General features: G+C 68.4%; 13 protein-coding genes. 8 read left to right on the forward strand and 5 right to left on the reverse strand.

Translation table 11 applies throughout. The annotated features are described in order from the left end of the window. Positions 1-34: 34 nt before the first annotated feature. Together HCR68_RS05895 and HCR68_RS05900 are read right to left on the reverse strand one after the other, a co-directional pair. Complete coding sequence (locus tag HCR68_RS05895) at positions 35-1,051, reverse strand: zinc finger domain-containing protein (protein ID WP_167147459.1); 1,017 nt, start codon at positions 1,049-1,051, stop codon at positions 35-37. A gap of 12 nt (positions 1,052-1,063) precedes the next feature. Further along, entirely contained in the window at positions 1,064-1,576 is a 513-nt protein-coding gene (locus HCR68_RS05900; RefSeq protein ID WP_167147461.1) for a ribose-5-phosphate isomerase, read from the reverse strand. Positions 1,577-1,673: 97 nt separating this feature from the next. Between HCR68_RS05900 and HCR68_RS05905 the strand changes: the two genes are divergently transcribed. The 5 genes from HCR68_RS05905 to pepN all read left to right on the forward strand — a co-directional run bounded on the left by HCR68_RS05905 (position 1,674) and on the right by pepN (position 10,849). After that, the gene (locus HCR68_RS05905) at positions 1,674-3,848 is read left to right on the forward strand and encodes a M13-type metalloendopeptidase (protein ID WP_167147464.1); all 2,175 of its coding nucleotides are present in this window, start codon (positions 1,674-1,676) and stop codon (positions 3,846-3,848) included. Positions 3,849-4,043: 195 nt separating this feature from the next. Then, positions 4,044-5,012, forward strand: coding sequence for an LPXTG cell wall anchor domain-containing protein (locus tag HCR68_RS05910; protein ID WP_167147495.1), 969 nt, complete (start codon positions 4,044-4,046; stop codon positions 5,010-5,012). Between the two features lie 162 nt (positions 5,013-5,174). Then, complete coding sequence (locus HCR68_RS05915; RefSeq protein WP_167147498.1) at positions 5,175-6,278, forward strand: LCP family protein; 1,104 nt, start codon at positions 5,175-5,177, stop codon at positions 6,276-6,278. Between the two features lie 220 nt (positions 6,279-6,498). Further along, on the forward strand, positions 6,499-8,067 hold the full coding sequence (locus tag HCR68_RS05920) for an LPXTG cell wall anchor domain-containing protein (protein WP_167147501.1): 1,569 nt from the start codon (positions 6,499-6,501) through the stop codon (positions 8,065-8,067). Positions 8,068-8,251: 184 nt separating this feature from the next. After that, a complete protein-coding gene (gene pepN / locus HCR68_RS05925; RefSeq protein ID WP_167147504.1) occupies positions 8,252-10,849 on the forward strand; it encodes an aminopeptidase N in 2,598 nt (865 codons plus the stop codon). Between the two features lie 142 nt (positions 10,850-10,991). Here pepN and HCR68_RS05930 read toward each other — a convergent pair whose 3' ends face one another. Further along, a complete protein-coding gene (locus HCR68_RS05930; RefSeq protein WP_167147507.1) occupies positions 10,992-12,440 on the reverse strand; it encodes a PTS transporter subunit EIIC in 1,449 nt (482 codons plus the stop codon). A gap of 256 nt (positions 12,441-12,696) precedes the next feature. On the opposite strand from HCR68_RS05930, the gene HCR68_RS05935 reads away from it, so the two are divergent. The 3 genes from HCR68_RS05935 to HCR68_RS05945 all read left to right on the forward strand — a co-directional run bounded on the left by HCR68_RS05935 (position 12,697) and on the right by HCR68_RS05945 (position 14,334). Further along, on the forward strand, positions 12,697-13,446 hold the full coding sequence (locus HCR68_RS05935; protein ID WP_167147509.1) for a GntR family transcriptional regulator: 750 nt from the start codon (positions 12,697-12,699) through the stop codon (positions 13,444-13,446). A gap of 199 nt (positions 13,447-13,645) precedes the next feature. Further along, positions 13,646-13,876, forward strand: a complete 231-nt coding sequence (locus tag HCR68_RS05940; RefSeq protein ID WP_167147512.1) for a PTS glucose/sucrose transporter subunit IIB — start codon at positions 13,646-13,648, stop codon at positions 13,874-13,876. Further along, the gene (locus tag HCR68_RS05945; protein WP_167147514.1) at positions 13,873-14,334 is read left to right on the forward strand and encodes a PTS glucose transporter subunit IIA; all 462 of its coding nucleotides are present in this window, start codon (positions 13,873-13,875) and stop codon (positions 14,332-14,334) included. Before HCR68_RS05940 ends, HCR68_RS05945 begins: the two co-directional genes overlap by 4 nt. 185 nt (positions 14,335-14,519) lie before the next feature. Here the strand turns inward: HCR68_RS05945 and malQ are convergent, their stop codons facing one another. Both malQ and HCR68_RS05955 read right to left on the reverse strand, forming a co-directional pair. Then, on the reverse strand, positions 14,520-16,739 hold the full coding sequence (gene malQ / locus HCR68_RS05950; protein WP_167147517.1) for a 4-alpha-glucanotransferase: 2,220 nt from the start codon (positions 16,737-16,739) through the stop codon (positions 14,520-14,522). Positions 16,740-17,141: 402 nt separating this feature from the next. Next, a complete protein-coding gene (locus tag HCR68_RS05955; protein WP_167147520.1) occupies positions 17,142-17,417 on the reverse strand; it encodes a PTS glucose/sucrose transporter subunit IIB in 276 nt (91 codons plus the stop codon). Positions 17,418-17,752: the final 335 nt, after the last annotated feature.

The raw sequence follows: 17,752 nt of genomic DNA on the forward strand, positions 1-17,752 counted from the left end.
CCGGACCTCCTCGTCTCGCGGCCAGCGTGCGGGTTCAGTGGGACTGGCAGGAGGGGCACCAGAAGAGGCGGCGGGCCGCAACCTCCCGCTCCGCCACCGGGGTCCCGCAGCGCAGGCAGGGGCGACCGGTGCGGTGGTAGACGTACCACCGTCCGGCCTCGGGATCCTCCGGCGGCAGGGGGTCGGGGACGTCGTCGAGGTCAACGGTGGTGATGAAGCCGGTGGCCACGCCGTACTCCATGAGGGGCCCCAGGTCCTCCCAGATGGTCCGCAGTCGCTCCTCGCTGACGCGGTTGCCGGGACGGAAGGGCGAGACACCCACCCGGAAGAGGGTCTCGGCCCGGTAGATGTTGCCGGCCCCGGAGATGACGGCCTGGTCCATGAGCAGCTCGCCGATGCTCTTGCGCCGCGAGCGCGCCTTGGTCACGAAGGCCTCCACGTCGGCGTCGGCGCGCAGCGGGTCCGGGCCGAGCCGGCGGCGCACGGCGGCGACGCCCTCGGCGTCCAGGAGCTCGCAGGCCGCCGGCCCCGTCAGGTCGGCCACCCCGTGCCTGCCCTGGAGGCGGAGCCTCACCACACCGCGCGGCTCGGGCGGCTCCCACTCCTCGGGATCCGGGCCGACGCGACTGGAAGCGTCGTCGGCTCCCTCGGTACCGACGGCATCGGAGGTCCCGCCGTTCAGCCCGGTCAGGGCGGATCCTCCCCCGCCCTTGAGGGCGTGCTCACCGCGCTCACCGACGCGCCGGCGGGGTGCGCCGATGGCGTGGGGCGCGGTGAACTCGCGGTCGCCGTCGAAGGTCCACGAGCCGTAGAGGCCCAGGTGGATCCGCAGCCAGGTGACGGAGGCGTCGTCGAGTGGCATGTCGGAGCGGGGCCCGAAGGGCAGGAAGAGGTGCTTGCCGTGGGCCTGGCTGCCCAGGAGCACCTGGCCGTCCAGGCGGCTCGCCCCGTCGGCGAAGCGCCCCTGCGGGGATGAGGCGCGCAGGCTCTGTCCACCGTAGAGCTCGTCCAGGGCGGCGGCGAGCCGGTGGATGGTGTGTCCCTCCGGCATGGCTAGCCCGACTCAGGCCCCGGCGGGTGTGATGGTGGGAGCGCCTGAGGGACCTCCCGCAGGGGCGACGCCGTCATGGATGCGCATCTCGTAGTCGGCGAGCTGGGCGATGCGGCGCACGTGACGCTCGTCTCCGCTGAAGGGCTCGTCGAGGAAGGCGTCAATGATCGCCAGGCCCGCACCCAGGTCGTGCATGCGCCCCCCCAGGGCGACCACGTTGGCGTTGTTGTGCTGGCGAGCCAGCCGGGCGGTCTCGATCGACCACGCCAGGGCCGCACGCACCCCGTCAACCTTGTTGGCGGCGATCTGCTCCCCGTTACCGCTTCCCCCGAGAACGATGCCGAGGCTTCCGGCGTCGGCGACCACGGCCTCCCCGCAGGCCAGGCAGAACGCCGGGTAGTCGTCATCCGGGTCGTAGGCGTGGGCTCCGTGGTCGATGACGTCGTGCCCCTCGTCCCGCAGGTGCTCGATCACGGCGCTCTTGAGATCGAAGCCGGCGTGGTCGGAGGCGATGTGGATGCGCATGACAGGATTGTGCCTCACGCGAACAGCGCTTCGCACCAGGAGGGCGTGAGCGTCGTCAACACGCCCGGCAGGGCCGGAGCGGGTTAGCGTGTCCGTTATGACTGACGCCTCGCCGAATCCCAACGGTCCTTCCACCAACTCATCGTCCCGGCCCTCCGAGCAGTCGAGTGACACTGTCGGCTCTGCAGACGCGGTTCTCGCCGGCGTCCTGGAGACGGCGACGACCGATTCCTCCGTTCGCCCCCAGGACGACCTGTTCCGTTTCGTCAACGGCGGATGGCTCGCCACCGCCGAGATCCCCGCGGACCGCCCCGGCAGCGGCGCCTTCACCACCCTGCGCGACGAGGCCGAGGCCGCTTGCCGCCAGATCGTTGAGGAGCTCGCCGACAGCTTCTCCGCGGCGCCTGTGGAGGCGGCCTCTGAGGCCCTGACCACGAACCGGGGTCGTGTCGGCGCCCTCTACGCGGCCTTCATGGACGAGGAGCACCTGGAGGAGCTCGGCGCCGCACCCCTGGCTGAGGAGCTGGCGCCGGTACTGGGCGCAGACTCCAAGAAGGAGCTGGCCAAGGTGCTCGGAGAGATGACGCCGATCGGCTTCATGGGCGTCGTGGGCGCCGACGTCGAGGTCGACATCAACGACCCGCAGCGCTACACGAGCTGGATCGGCCAGTCGGGTCTGGGACTGCCGGACGAGTCCTACTACCGCGAGGAGGCGCAGGCCCCCCTGCGCCAGGCCTACGTGGCGCATGTGGCCAGGATGCTCGAGCTGGCCGGACTGACGGAGTCCTTCGGCGCCTCCGGCGAGAGCCTTGCCGAGCGGGTCATGGCCGTGGAGACCGCTCTGGCCAAGGGCCACTGGGACCGCGTCACCTGCCGCGACGTGGAGAAGATGAACAACCCGATGTCCTGGCAGGAGATCGTCGACTCGGCACCGGACCTGCCCTGGCAGGAGTGGCGCGAGGGAGTTCGCACAGCGGCTCGGACCACCGGCATCGAGCAGACCACGTTCCTCGACGAGGCCATCGTCACCCAGCCCGACTACCTGCCCCACGCGGCCGGCGTCTGGCAGGGCACCGACCTGGCGGACCTCAAGGCCTGGGCGGCCTGGCACGTCGTTCACGGGCGGGCGACCCTGCTCTCACGCGCCTTCGTGGAGGAGAACTTCGGCTTCTACGGCCGCACGCTCCAGGGAACCGACGAGCTGCGGGCCCGATGGAAGCGCGGCGTGGGACTGGTGGAGTCCTGCCTGGGCGAGGCGCTGGGCGAGATCTACGTCGAGCGGCACTTCCCGCCGTCGCACAAGCTGGCGATGGAGGCCCTGGTGGACCGGCTCATCGAGGCCTATCGCCAGTCCATCTCCTCACTGGAGTGGATGAGTCCCGCCACACGGGAGCGCGCCCTGGACAAGCTGGCGCTGTTCACCCCCAAGATCGGCTACCCGGTGCGCTGGCGGGACTACTCGGCCGTCGAGGTCACCCCCGGGGACGTTCTGGCCTCGGTGCGCAGCGTGGAGCGCGCCGACATGGCCTACTCCCTGAGCAAGCTGACCAAGCCGGTGGACCGCGACGAGTGGCATATGACTCCGCAGACGGTCAACGCCTACTACAACCCCACGATGAACGAGATCGTCTTCCCCACCGCGATCCTGCAGCCGCCCTTCTTCGACCCGCAGGCCGACGACGCCGTGAACTACGCGGGCATCGGCGCCGTCATCGGCCACGAGATCGGCCACGGCTTCGATGACCAGGGATCGACCTTCGACGGCACCGGGAAGGTGAGCGACTGGTGGACTCAGGAGGACCGCGAGGCCTTCACCGAGCGCACCCGGGCGCTCATCGACCAGTACGACGTCTACACGCCCGAGGTCGTCACCGCCAAGCACGAGGCCGCGGGCACGACGGAGTCGGAGGTCCCCCATGTCAACGGCGCCCTGACCATCGGGGAGAACATCGGTGACCTGGGCGGCCTGGGGATCGCCCTCAAGGCCTACGCCCTGGCCCTGGCCGACTCCGGTATCGGCTCAGTGGACCAGGCCCCGGTCATCGACGGGCTGACCGGCCTGCAGCGCTTCTTCTACTCCTGGGCGCGGATCTGGCGCTCCAAGAACCGCCCGGACTACGCCGAGCTGCTTCTGACCGTGGATCCGCACTCTCCCGCCGAGTTCCGGTGCAACGGAATCGTGCGCAACGTCGACGCCTTTTACAAGGCCTTCGATGTCGCACCCGACGACGCCCTGTGGCTGGCTCCGGAGAAACGGGTCTCGATCTGGTAGTCGGCTTCAGCGCTCAGCAGCCTCTGCCGATTCATCGAACCGGGTGAGACGAATCACGCCGGTTTAATACTGAGGCCAACACCTCATTCACAGAAAACGATGGATCCTCCTCCCATCGAACGCTAAGGTAGATAACGACGCGGTGACACCCCGGCTCACCGGTTGCCACCCATACCCATAGATCTAGGAGTACTCATGCGTCTTGGACGCCCCTTGGCCGCCGCGAGCGTGATGACCGCCGCCATCGGCGCCACCCTTGCCGCCTCCCCCGCCCTGGCCGACGGCAGCATCAAGTTCGCTGACAACCAGCCCCACACCGTCACCACCACCGACACCGCCTTCGCGGTGTCCGGAACCGGTTGCACCGGCCAGGACGCCACCGTCGGCATCGCTTTGTACGCCCCCGACGGCACCATGTCCACCGTCGTGACGGCCACGCCCGGTGAGGACGGCAGCTGGTCCACCACGCTGAACATTCCCGAGCTCGTCAAGTCGACCGGCGTCGAGGCCAAGACCGACGGCTCGGCCGACGGCTGGACCATTGACGCCGGCTGCCTGGCCTACGGCCAGCCGCAGGGCGAGCAGGCCCAGCACGGCATCGTCTTCGACGACACCGACGTGGAGGGCACCTACAGGGTTGCCACCGACGAGAACGGCGCACAGACCTTCACCATCGACGCCACCGGCTTCTCCCCCAACGAGCAGGTCACCGTGACCCTCGTCGGCAAGGACGACCAGTCCATCACCTACCCCGTCGGCACGCTGACCGCTGACGCCAACGGCGCGGTGCAGGGCTCCCTGGCCACCCCCTCAGGCGTCGCTGACGGCCAGTACCTGCTGACCCTCGAGGGCGCGCGCTACGGCGAGGGCGGCACGGGCGATGGCGTCGTCGTCGTCGAGAACGGCGTCTTCAGGCTCGCCGACGACCCCAGCGGTGACAGCGGCTTCTCCGGCAACGGAGGCAGCACCACCGACCCGGCGACCCCCAGCAACAACGGCAGCAACGTGAACGTCCCGGCCAGCACCGGCGCCACCCAGGCTGCGTCCACCTCCAACAAGCCGCTGGCCCAGACCGGCTCCAACGGCCTGCTCTTCGGCGGCATCGCCGCGGCCCTCGTGGCCATCGGTGGAGGCGCCCTGTTCCTGCGTCGCCGCAAGGCCTGACAGCAACCTCCCAGCATGACTGGGAACACTTCCCGCCGGGGATACGGCACCGTCGTGCGCCGTATCCCCGGCGGTCTTGTCATACCCGTCGACACCGCACGGCGCATCGACGATCCCACCTGAAACCACGACACTCCCCCGGGGCTGACACACAGAGAGACCATGGACTCCACTGCCGACGACGAGCACAGCGCAGACTCCCCCACCACCTCCGAGCGCCCTGGAGGCGCCGACGACGACATCCCGTCCCCTCCTCAACCGCCTCAGCAGCGCCGCCGGGGCCAAGGTCGCAGGCAGTGGTCGAAACGCCGAAAGATCACTGTTGCACTGAGCGTCATGATGCTGGCCGCCGGACTTGCTCTGGGGGCCGACGTGGCAGTCCTGGCTCATCGTCCCGCACGCGTCAGCATCGCCATGCCGTCCACATCATCTCCGACGGCGGGCGAGACCTGGCTGATCCTCGGGACGGACTCGCGCGCCACCGTGCCGGGGGACCAGAGCCGATACGGCACCGCTCAGGAGGTGGAGGGCTCCCGAGCCGACGTCATCGCCCTGGTGCGCCCCTCGCAGACGGGACTCACGGTCATCAACCTGCCCCGGGACCTCACCATCAACAGCAAGGGCAAAGAGCTGGACCGCCTGGCCACCACCTACGTTCCCGGACCACAGAACACGGTCAATGCGCTGTGCACCGGCCTGGGGATTCCGACCACCCATCTGGTCACCATCGACATGGCCCAGTTCGCCGACATCATCGACTCCCTGGGAGGCGTCGAGGTGGACGTCCCCGAGCCAGTGCGGGACGCCTACACCGGGCTGAACCTGAATGCTGCCGGCCGCCACAGGCTGACGGGGATCGACGCTCTCGCCCTCGTCCGCTCCCGGCACCCCGAGATTCTGCGCGACGGCGATTGGGTTCCCATGAGTGAGGCCGACGGCGCCCGGCGCCGCAGCGAGTCCACGGCCAAGGTGATGCAGGCGGTGCTGTCCGCCGTCGGGCAGAAGGCCCGTAACCCTCTGACACTCCATCACATGGCGCACACTGTCGCCGGCAACATCACTCTGGACTCAGGCACCGGACTCGGCGATCTGGCCGCGCTGGGCCGTAGTGCGTCGAAGGCCGGATCCGCCGACGCCACCACGATCATCGACCTTCCGGCGGGGCCTCGAGACGAGTCCATCATCGTCTCACCCAATCAGGAGTCCCGCGACCTGCTGGCCCGTTACGGGTACAGTCCCAAGACCTGCCACCCGGCGAGCTCCTGATCGCCCATCGTCGACACCACAGGTAATCCCCGCCATCTCAACGTTTCGTGAAGCGCTCGGTCAATCATCGCCTTTCTCACGTGAGCGAGGACACTATCAGAAGTGCTCGGTATCACATGACATACCCACGTCCTCGCCCTATTCCTCGTTACGGTAGATAACGAGCCGGTGAAGAATCGGATCGCCGGCAGTCATCGTCCCCGTCAACCTAGGAGGACACATGCGTCTTGGACGTCCCCTGGCCGCAGCGAGCGCAGTGGCCGCAATGACCGGAGCTTCGCTCATCGCCTCCCCGGCTCTCGCCAACGACTCCAACAGGAACAGCCCCAGTAGCCCGAGCAGCTCCAGCAGCCCGAGCGCCCCGGCCACTCCGAGCAGCCCTGGCAGCCCGACCCCCAGCCAGACCCCATCGACTCCCGGCAACTCCAGTGAGACCAGCTCGGGCAGCAGCTTCAGGATCACCCAGGAGAAGACCTTCGTCTCCGCCAGCACCAACACGTCCTTCACCGTCTCCGGCACCGGCTGCACCGGTCAGCAGGCGACCGTCGGCATCGCGCTGTACGCCCCGGACGGCACCGCCTCCGACGTCGTCAGGACCGAGGCGGCCTCGGACGGCAGCTGGACCACCGACCTCGACCTGGCGGCACTCATCAAGTCGATCGGGTCCTCCTCCGCCACCACCACCGACGGGTGGACCATCGGTGCCGGATGCATGACCTACGGCGGCAAGACGGAGACGACCCAGGCGACGACTCAGCAGCAGACTCAGATCTACTTCGACGACACGCGCATCACCGGCTCCTACGAGGTCTCCGCCCGCACCGAGAGCCAGTCCCAGACCTTCACCTTCAACGCACAGGGCTTCTACGCCAGCGAGACGGTGACCGTCCTGCTCAAGAGCAAGAGCGACTCCAGCATCACCTACACCCTTGGAGAGCTGACGGTTGACGCCAACGGCAACCTCCAGGGCAACCTGCCCGCGCCCACCGACGCGGCCAACGGGGAGTACCTGCTGGTTCTGACCGGCTCCCACCACAGTGAGACGGCCACGAGCCAGACCGTCACCACGGTTACCAACCACACCTTCACCATCGAGAACTCCGAGCGCTCCACCACCGAGCAGGAGAACACTGAACGCTCCACCTCCGAGAACAATGGTGGCGGCAACAACAACGGCGGTGGTGACAACCAGGCCAACGGAGGCGGCGACAGGGCCAACTCCGAGCGCTCCACCACCGAGCAGGAGAACTCCGAGCGCTCGACCAGCGAGAGCCAGAACACCGAGCGCTCCACCACCGAGCAGGAGAACACTGAGCGCTCCACCTCCGAGAGCCAGAACACCGAGCGCTCCACCACCGAGCGCAACAGCGCCGCGAACAACGGTGGCGGCGACAACCAGGCGAGCGGCGGTGGCGACAGGGCCACTACCGAGCGCAACAGCGCCGTGAACAACGGCGGCGGCAACAACAACGGCAGCAGCCAGGCAGGCGGCGGGGAGACCCAGGCCAACGGCAATGCTGCCAACAACAATAACCAGGCCGGCGGCGGCGAGAACAATAAGGCCGCGGCCGACCAGCAGGTCAACAACCGGACCGAGAACGACAAGAGCACGAGCACGAGCGCGAAGGAGTCCTCCTCCGACAGCAGGGCCGCCGGTACGAACACCAACGACAACGGCAGGTCCCTGGCGCACACCGGTGCGAACGGCATGATCTTCGGCGGTATCGCCGCGCTCCTCGTCGCGATCGGAGGGACGGTCCTGTTCCTGCGTCGCCGCAACAAGGCCTGAGCAGGTCCCAGCGATCTCCTCACGTTCCTGAGCTCACAGGAACTGCCTCGGTCACCGGGGGACGACACATCGTGTGTCGTCCCCCGGTGACGTCGTGCACTGCGGGGCTCCCGCCTGAGACAGGAAGATGAGACAATCACCCGGCGCTCCATGAGCCGCTTCCCCCTTTCAGACAGGAGTTCCTATGCCCGGTCAGAACCTGACTCGTCTCGAGGCCGCCGAGCGCAGTGCGACGGTGCACACCGGCAGCTACGACGTCGTCCTCGATCTCACGCGCGGTGAGAGGGTCTTCGGGTCCTCCACCACTGTGCGGTTCACGGCGACGCCGGGATCCTCCACCTTCATCGACCTGATCGCCCCCGCCGTCCACTCCATCACTCTCAACGGGCGGGCCCTCGACCCCGCCGAGGTCTACGAGGACTCCCGGATCGCGCTGACTGGGTTGGCGACGGACAACGAGCTGGTCGTCGTCGCGGACTGCGCCTATATGCACACCGGGGAGGGGCTACACCGCTTCACCGATCCGGTCGACGGCGAGACCTACCTCTACAGCCAGTTCGAGGTGCCCGACTCCCGCAGGGTCTTCGCCGTCTTCGAGCAGCCCGACCTCAAGGCGTCCTTCACCTTCACCGTCACCACCCCGGCGAGCTGGACGGTGCTGTCCAACTCCCCCACGCCTGAGCCGACTGCGGCCGAGGCCTCCGACGGCTCAGGAGACGCCCTCACCTTCGCCTTCGCCCCCACCGAGCCGATGAGCTCCTACGTCACGGCGATCGTCGCCGGCCCCTACGTCGGAGCCACCGATGAGTACGTGGCGAGCGACGGGCGCACCGTGCCACTGGGCGTCTACTGCCGCAGGAGCCTGGCCGAGCACATGGACTCCGAGGAGATCCTGGACCTGACCAAGCGGGGCTTCGCCTACTACGAGGACCTGTTCGCAACGCCCTACGCCTTCACCAAGTACGACCAGATCTTCGTGCCCGAGTTCAACGCCGGGGCGATGGAGAACGCAGGCTGCGTCACCCACCGTGACGACTACATCTTCCGCTCCCGGCCGGTCGAGGCCCGCGTGGAGCGGCGAGCCGTCACCATCCTGCACGAGCTGGCCCACATGTGGTTCGGCGACATGGTGACCATGACCTGGTGGAACGACCTGTGGCTCAACGAGTCCTTCGCCGAGTTCACCTCCACCCTGGCCACCGCCGAGATCACCCGGTGGAACCAGGCCTGGACGACCTTCCAGACCCTGGAGAAGGGGTGGGCCTACAACCAGGACCAGCTCAGCTCCACCCACCCCGTGGCCGCCGAGATCAACGACCTCCACGACGTCGAGGTGAACTTCGACGGCATCACCTACGCCAAGGGAGCCTCGGTCCTGGCCGCACTGGTGGGATACGTGGGCAGGGAGAACTTCTTCGCCGGTATCCAGCGCTACCTGGCGGCGCACGCCTACGCCAACGCGGAGCTGGGCGACCTGCTCCGTGAGCTGGAGGCGGTCTCGGGCCGCGACCTGAGTGCCTGGACCCGCCTGTGGCTCCAGGAGGCCGGCGTGACGACCCTGCGCACCCGGATCAGCACCGACGCCGAGGGAGTCATCACCCAGGCCGCTGTCAGCCAGGAGATCCCCTCCGGCTCACCGGCCTCTCTGCGTCCGCACCGGGTGGCGATCGGCTGCTACAGCCTGACCGGTCAGGGCGCCGAGGCGCGTCTGGAGCGCACCGGCCGCGTCGAGCTCGACGTCGATGGTGAGCTGACGCACGTCCCCGAGCTGGTGGGCACCAAGCGGGCCGACGTCCTCGTCCTCAACGACGACGACCTCACCTACGCCAAGGTCCGCCTCGACGAGGCGTCACTGCTCCACGGGCTCGCTCATATCGAGGCCTTCACCGAATCCCTGCCACGCTCGATCGTCCTGGCCTCGGCCTGGGACATGGTGCGTGACGGAGAGCTGGCAGCCTCCCGCTTCCTTGAGGCGGCACTGCGGGCCCTGGGCGTGGAGGAGCACTCCTCGGTCATCCAGGGGCTCCTGGGACGGATCGCCACCTGCCTGTCCGCCTTCCTGCCCCCGGCCGTGCGGCGAGATCTCGCTCCGGCAGCGGCCGGCCGGCTGCTGGAGCTGGCTCGGGCGGCCCGAGCAGGTAGCGACAAGCAGCTCCAGCTGGTCCGGGCTCTGGCCGCTCACGCCGTCACCGGTGAGCAGCTCGACGTCGTCGATGGTCTCCTGGAGGGCACTGGGGAGCTTGAGGGCCTGGACGTCGACCAGGACCTGCGCTGGGACCTGCTGACCGGGTTGGTCGCGGCCGGTCGCGGCGGACAGGAGCAGATCCGCACCGAGGAGGCTCGGGACCGCACGACCACCGGGCGTGAGCGCGCCGCCGAGGCCCGCGCCGCCATTCCGACGCCGGAGGCGAAGAAGGCCACCTGGCGGGCGCTCATTGATGACGCCTCCATGCCCAACGAGACGCAGGTGCGCGTGCTGCGCGGTCTGACCAACGTCGAGCGTCATCCCGAGCTGCTGGTGCCCTTCGTGAGTCAGTACGTGGAGGCCATCGACTCCGTGTGGTCCTCGCGCACCTTCCACATGGCGGAGAACCTGCTGACGGGACTGTGGTCCTGCGCCACGGTGGGCCTGGACGGCTCAGACCCGGCCGCCGCTCTGGAGGGCTGGCTGGACTCCCACGCCCAGGCGCCGGCCGCCTTACGGCGGATCGTGCGTGAGAACCTCGACGACACCCTGCGCGTGGCCAGGGCTCAGGCCGCTGAGAACGCCACCGACCAGTAGCCGTATGTAGCCGTATCAGTCATATCGGGTCCCTGCACCGAGCAGGATCAGGATCCGCACTGGCCGGGGCCGGGCACCTCAGGTGCCCGGCCCCGGCCAGGTGAGCATCGCTCGCCAGCGCGACGGTGCCAGACGGTGGCGGTCAGGGCCGGCTCGCCTCCGCGGACTTCTTGCCCGTGGACCTGGCGGCGGCGGCCTGCGCGGCGGCGAAGGCGTCGACGTCGTCGTCCTCGCGCCCCGGGGTCTTGAAGTCGAACCTGACGATGAGGAACCGGAAGAGGAAGTAGTAGATGACGGCGTAGACCAGGCCCATGATGATGATCACGACCGGCCCGTGAACCACTCCTCCGGAGAGCTCGGCGGACTTGCCGAAGTTGAGCAGGTAGTCGATCGCCCCGGCGGAGAAGGAGAAGCCGTCCTTGGCGCCCAGGAGGTTGGCGATCGCCAGGGAGGATCCGGTCAGGACCGCGTGGACGGCGTAGATCGGGAAGGCCACGTAGGCGAAGGCGTACTCGAGGGGCTCGGTGATGCCGGTGATGAAGGCGGTCAGGGCCACCGAGATCATGAGGGCGCCGGTCGTCTTGCGCTTGGCGGGCTTGGCCGTGCGCCAGATGGCCAGCGCGGCGGCGGGCAGAGCGAACATCATGATCGGGAAGAAGCCGGTCATGAAGCTGCCGGTCCACGAGTTCGAGCCGTCCACGCCCTGGAAGAAGCAGGTGAGGTCGCCGTGCGCGGTGCCTCCGGAGGCCGTCTGGCAGGATCCGAGCTGGAACCAGGGAACCGAGTTGAGCAGGTGGTGCAGGCCGAAGGGGATGAGCAGCCGGTTGACCGTGCCGAAGACGAAGACCGCCAGGGCACCGGCGGCGCCCTGGGAGTTTCCGGCGTTGATGAGCCAGCCGCCGAGCTGCTCGTTGATGAGCCAGTTGAAGGCCGGGTAGAGCGCCGACATGGCCAGGGCGATGATGAGCGCCGCGCCGGAGGTGATGATCGGGACGAAGCGGCGTCCGCCGAAGAAGGCCAGCCAGTCGGGCAGCTTGACGCGGTAGTAGCGCTGCCAGAGCAGGGCGGCGACGACGCCGATGATGATTCCACCCAGGACGCCGTAGTTGATGGGCGTCTGGGTGGGGATGTCGCAGATCTTGACGCCCTGGTTCCAGGGCCCCACCTGGGTGATCTCACCCTTGGCGGGATCGAAGCCGTGCAGGCAGTCGAGGGCCTCCTGGCTCAGGGGCTCGGGCTTGCCCATGACGATGGGCGACATGGCCCAGGTGACCGCGCGGTAGACGAGGTAGCCGAACAGGCCGGCCACTCCGGTGGAGCCATCGGCCTTCCTGGCGAAGCCCACGGCGACGCCGACGGCGAAGATGAGAGGAAGGTTGTCGAAGACCGCGCCGCCGGCCGCGACGAAGATATCGGCGACGGGCTGAACCCAGGACAGCTTCGCAGCGAGCCCCTCGGCTCCCAGCATGTCCGTCTGCCCCAGACGCACCAGCAGCCCCGCCGCAGGGAGTGTGGCGATGGGCAGCATCAGGGATCGCCCCAGCCTCTGAGCAACGGCGAAGGCCCCCCTCGTCCTCTTCTTGTCTGACATGATGTTCTCCAGTTCAGGATCAAGCAGCAGCACTGCCGCGTCAGAGACCGTCACCATGACGGTGGTAGTCGGGACGGATCGACACCGAACACGTCTGGACCAGTACAACCAGAAAAACCGATAGAGCCTTCAATGTCAAGCACTGAGTGCACTCTTCGGCCATAATGAGGGGAGTCGACGCGACGGAGCGGAAGCAGTGGTCGCGACCAGCCCGCCTCTCTGGCCGCCTCCACCCATTGTCAACCAGGGGAGCCTCATGCCCAAGAAGCCAGGCAAGAGACCGGCGAAGTACGTCATCGTGCGCAACCACCTGCTGGAGCTCATCAGGAACGGACTCGCCAGCGGCAGCCCGGTCCCGTCCGAGCGCGAGCTGTGCGAGCAGTTCGAGGTCTCCCGCATGACCGTGCGCCAGGCCATCGACACCCTCGTCGTCGACGGGGTCCTGGAGCGTCAGCAGGGCAGGGGAACGTTCGTCTCACCCCCGAAGCTCGACCTGCAGGTGCGACTGACCTCCTTCACCCAGGAGATGCAACGTCGTGGGATGGAGCCCGGCGTCGTCATGCTGCAGGCCGAGACCGTTCCCGCCGGCGAGACCGTGGCGGAGGCGCTCGAGATCGAGGCGGAGGCCGAGGTTCACCACCTGCGTCGCCTGCTGACCGCCAACGCGATCCCCATGGCCATCGAGGAGAACTGGATCCCCGCCGCGCTCCTTCCCGACCTGCTGCGCACCAGCCCGAACTTCTCGGTCTACGCCGAGCTCACCCAGGCCGGCCTGACACCGGAGTGGGGCGAGGACATGATCGAGGCCCACGCGGCCACGGCCCAGGAGGCGGCCCTGCTGTCCGTCCAGGAGAACGCCCCCACCCTGGACATCACCCGGCGCACCTTCCACGAGCACTGCGCGATCGACTACTCGCACACCCTGTTCCGGGCCGACCGCTACACCCTGTGGGTCCCGGTGGCCGCCCCCAAGCCGGCCTTCCGCCCCGCTCGCCAGCGGCCTTGAGAAACACTCGCTGATCAGCACTGGACATGCCCATGGCGACCTGTACCATGGAGTACTGGTATGGACCACTAGTTCGGTACCGGCGAAGGGGCCGCACCTGACTGCGTCTCCCCTGCTTCCTGACCACTCTGACCACTCCACCTCGGCACTACCACCCACCCGAGCCCGGCACCCGACCGGGCAGACCCAGGAGGAACCCATGTCCCAGGCCCAGAGCATCGTCGACGCCCTCGGCGGATTCGACAACATCGTTGAGATCGAGCCCTGCATCACGCGCCTGCGCTGCGAGCTCGAGGACGGCACTCTCGTGGACGAGCCCGCCCTGAAGGCCGCGGGCGCGCACGGAGTCGTCAAGCTCGGTAAGATCGTGCAGGTCGTCGTCGGTCCCAACGCCGACACGATCGCGGAGGACATCGAGGACCTGCGGTGAGCCTGGCCGTCCGGTCCCCGGTGACCGGCGTCGTCGTCGCCCTCGACGACGTCCCCGACCCCGTCTTCTCCGGCCGGATCGTGGGCCCGGGAGTGGCCGTCACCCCGGACCGCGCCAACAGCGACGACATCAGCGCCCTGGCGCCGATCAGCGGAACCATCGCGAAGATCCACCCGCACGCCTACGTCATCACCGACGACGACGGCCACAGCGTCCTGGTCCACCTGGGCCTGGACACCGTGAGCCTGGGAGGAAACGGCTTCACCCTGCTGGCCAGTGAGGGCGAGGCGGTCGACGCCGGTCAGCCCGTCATCACCTGGTCCCCCGCTCGGGTCGAGGCCGACGGTCTCAACCCGATCGTCCCCGTCATCGCCCTGGAGGGCGACGAGTCCACGATGGAGCAGACCCTGCCCGGCCGCAGGGTCACAGCCGGCGAAGCGCTTGTGACCTGGGTGTAGGGCCGATCGCCCCCGGCCTCGTCCGGCTCGAATCGATCTCACCAGGGACCGCCGCCGAGGCGACGGGCACGATACAGCCGCCATCTCGAGACCGAGGTGATGGAGACTGGTCCCCAGCAGTCCGCCCGACTGCTGGGGACCACATCATCGTGTCATCGACCTTGGACCTGGTCGGCGACCGGTTCTCAGTCCTGAGACGCCATCTCGTCGCGCACGACGGACAGAAGACTGCCCAGGCGGGCGTTCTCGGGCAGGTCGTCGACCAGGACGACCTCGCCCGCACCGTCGGCCAGGGGGATCCTCCAGTTGGGGTACTCCTGGTCGGTACCGGGCTGGTTCTGGGCCCGCCGCTCCCCCACGCCGTCGACCAAGGCGATGCCAACCAGCACCGAGGGGGTGCGCACCACGTAACGGTGCAGAGCCTCAACCACCTGGCGCTCAGTGGGAGCGTCCCCCAGCAGGCCGTGCTCGCGCAGCCGGGCCGTCATCCGGTCACGCTCGATGCGCGCCTCGGTGCGCACCTGCTCAACCGGCTCGGTGAGCAGGCCGAGACGCTCACGCAGCTCGACGTGCTCGTCGGCGAGGTAGCCTGCGGTCGGGGGGAGGTCGTGAGTGTTGACCGTGGACAGAGCCAGGTGACGGTAGTCCTGGGGCTGGAGGGGCCAACCATCGTGCTGCTTCTCGAACCACAGCACGCTGGTCCCCAGCACACCACGGCTGGCCAGGTAGTCGCGGGCCCAGGGCTCCACGGTTCCCAGGTCCTCACCGATGACCACGGCGCCGGCCCGGTAGGCCTCCAGGAGGACGACGCCGAGCATGGCCTCATGGTCGTAACGCACGTAGGCACCTCGATCGGCACCCATTCCCTCAGGGATCCACCACAGGCGGAACAGGCCGATGACGTGGTCCACTCGCAGCGCTCCGGCGTGACGCAGCACTGTGCGCACCATGTCACGCAGAGGGGCGTAGGCGGAGCGCGCCAGGTACTCGGGGTTCCACGGCGGCTGGGACCAGTTCTGGCCCTGCTGGTTGTACATGTCCGGCGGGGCGCCCACGGTGACTCCCGAGGCGAAGGCCTCCGGGTTGGACCACACGTCCGCGCCCTGCGAGTGCACGCCCACGGCGAGGTCGTCCATGATGCCCAGAGCCATTCCCGAGGCCAGGGCCTCGGACTGGGCGCGAGCCAGCTGCTCGTCCACGACCCACTGCAGCCAGGCGAAGAAGTCGATGCGCTCGGCCAGCATGCGCGCCTCATTGGCGACGTAGGCGGAGTCAGCCTCACGCAGAGTGGCGGGCCACGTCTCCAGAGGGCCGTGCTTCTCCACCAGCGCGCTCCACAGGGCGAAGCGCTCCAGCCCCTCGCCCTGCTCGGCGCGGAAACGCTCGAAGTCACGCTGGCGGGAGTAGGAGCGGCCGGCTGCGAAGATGACCTCGAGGGCCTCGCGCTTGGCCTTCCACACCGCATCGCGGTCTATCGGCTCGGCGCTCAGGTCGCTGTCCTTGACCTCCTCGAAGGCCCACTGCACCAAGGAGCGCTTGGGGCCCGACAGCCGGCCGACCTCCGGAATGCTCTCGGGCCGGATGTAGAGCGGGTTGACGAAGCGACGGGTGACCGGCAGGTAGGGCGAGGGGGTCATCGGCGCCACGGGCTCGGCGGCGTGCAGCGGATTGATGAGCAGGAAGTCGGCCCCCTGGTCCCCCAGGAAGGAGGCGAGCTCGGTGAGGTCGTCGGTGTCACCGGTCCCCCATGAGCCCCGCGAGCGGATCGAGTAGAGCTGGGTCATGACGCCCCAGCCACGATCCCCCAGGGACTTGGGCAGATCGAGGTGGTTGGGAGTGACGGCGAGGGCCGAGGTCACCGTGACCGTCTCCGCCTGACCGTCAGTCGGCGGGGCGGCGTGCGCCCCCTGCAGAGCCGCCTGGTCGATGGAGTCCGAGCCGGGGCTGACCTCGGCGATGAGCCGATGCCAGCCCAGGGGAAGGTCGGCTCCCAGGATGAAGGAGGCGCGACCGCGCTTGATCCCGTCGACCTCACGGGGAACCGTCCAGTCCTCGGTCTGGGTCAGCTCGCGAACCTCACCGTCCTCGAGCTCGACGCGCACCCGCACCTTGGCGCCGTCGGGAACGTAGACGGGGACGGTGGACTCCACACCACCGCGCGTGACGACGGTGGGGGCGAGCGTGTGCCGCCAAGGAGCGTCCTCGACCTCTCGTAGGGAACGCTCGATCTCCTCGTCGGTGCGCGCACTCACACCGAGCGCGGTGAGCACGGCCTTGAGGGTGGCGCTTGAGGGCGAGGCAAGGTTGCCGTGGTAGTCCCAGTACTCGGTGGAGACGCCATGCGCCTCAGCGAGGTGCTTGAGGCTCTCAGAAGCAGGTAGCTGGTCGTCGTTGAACTCGTTCATGTGCGTGGGTCAGCCTTGCGTGAGCAGATGTGCGGTGGAGTGCCGTGGAGCAGGGTTGCGCTCCGCCGTCAGCCCGCAGGGGCCTGGTGGGCTGGAACGGGACGCAGGCGCTAGGAGGACTAGCAGTGTCCAAGTGTGCCCTAGCGGCTGACGGTTGTGCACCCTGCCGCACCGTGTCCGCTGACGTTTTGCTGCAACTGTTTCACCACGGCGCCCCGGGATCGTGCCGATGAGGATGATGACCCCGATGCGTGTGTCGAGGACCGCACCGTCGGTTGAACGGACGGGCAGTCAGTGGGCCGCCGGCCCGCCCCGACGCCGTCCGGCCAGAGACATCGCCCGGCTCAAGCATGTGGGTGCTCGAGTCGGGCGATCCGCCGACCGCCTGATGACGGATCGGGGTCAGAGGGAGGCGATCTCTGAGGCGAGGGTGTCCGCCGTCGGGCCGACGACGACCTGAACGACGCGGCCGGAACGCACCACGCCGAAGGCGCCGGCCGCCCGCAGCGCCTCCTCATCGACCTTCGCCTGGTCGGCGACCTCCACGCGCAGACGCGTGATACACGGTTCGAGATCGGTGATGTTCTCCTGGCCGCCAAGACCGGCGACGATGTCTGATGCAGTGCTCATGGCTACTCCTTCTCGGTTCCCCGTCCTCGCGCAATCCCCGTCTGTCATGCGGTCGGTCGGGCGGCTACGGTCCTTCGTGGTCACGATCACTTTATCCCACCTCCACGCCGTTCGCGGCCAAGGAGTCAGGTCGGGACGGAGGCGAGACCGTGAGGGGACTGAAGGGACACTGAAGGGACTCCGCCGCCCGAGACGAGAGGCGGCCCCACCGCAGGGCCCTCCTCGCTCAACGACGTTCCCTCGCGTAACCTTACGGGAACGCGATAGACGCCTTGACGGCGCCACAGAGGAGATCGTTATTCCCCTGGCGGAAACGTCTCATTCAGGCCGTAGTCGGGGCACAATGAGCGATGATCCCCTTTCGTCTCCGATGAGGAGCACCA

The sequence above is a fragment of the Actinomyces sp. ZJ308 genome, from assembly GCF_011752065.1.
In the GTDB taxonomy this organism is placed as follows: domain Bacteria; phylum Actinomycetota; class Actinomycetes; order Actinomycetales; family Actinomycetaceae; genus Actinomyces.